1 protein-coding gene is annotated in these 399 nt (G+C 68.9%); it reads right to left on the minus strand.

Going from position 1 to position 399, the window contains the following annotated elements:
- Positions 1-210, minus strand: a 210-nt coding sequence (locus tag ELR45_RS38100; RefSeq protein WP_205856723.1) for an ATP-binding protein, incomplete at its 3' end; no start/stop codon positions are given.
- Between the last annotated feature and the right edge of the window lie 189 nt (positions 211-399).

Consider the following 399-nt stretch of genomic DNA (forward strand, 5'->3'; position numbering starts at 1 on the left):
GCGCGTCGGCACGGTCCCGGACCGGGCATGACTCGCTGCGTTCCGGAGCAGCTCACTCTTACCGATGCCGGCCGGACCGACGACCACGATCGCTCCGCCGATGCCCGACGCCAGCGACGTCACCAACCCGCGCAGCCGATCCCGCTCGAGGTCGTGACCGATGAGCTCGCGCCGATCGCCGTCCAGCTCTTCCGATGTCCCACTCTGCATGCAAAGCCCCTCTACATCCGCGGCCACGCCCCCGCGGCCACCGTCAGCGCTTCTGCCCCTCTTGACACCCACCACGACGGGGTCCGTCGTCGTGGGTGACGCAGGGCAGGGGGTGAGACATGGGGTGATATGTGGGGTGATGCGTGCGAAGATGACCTAGGAGCCGAGCGCGGATGGGGGTCCGTGCAC

Source organism: Phytoactinopolyspora endophytica, from assembly GCF_004138495.1.
GTDB lineage: Bacteria > Actinomycetota > Actinomycetes > Jiangellales > Jiangellaceae > Phytoactinopolyspora > Phytoactinopolyspora endophytica.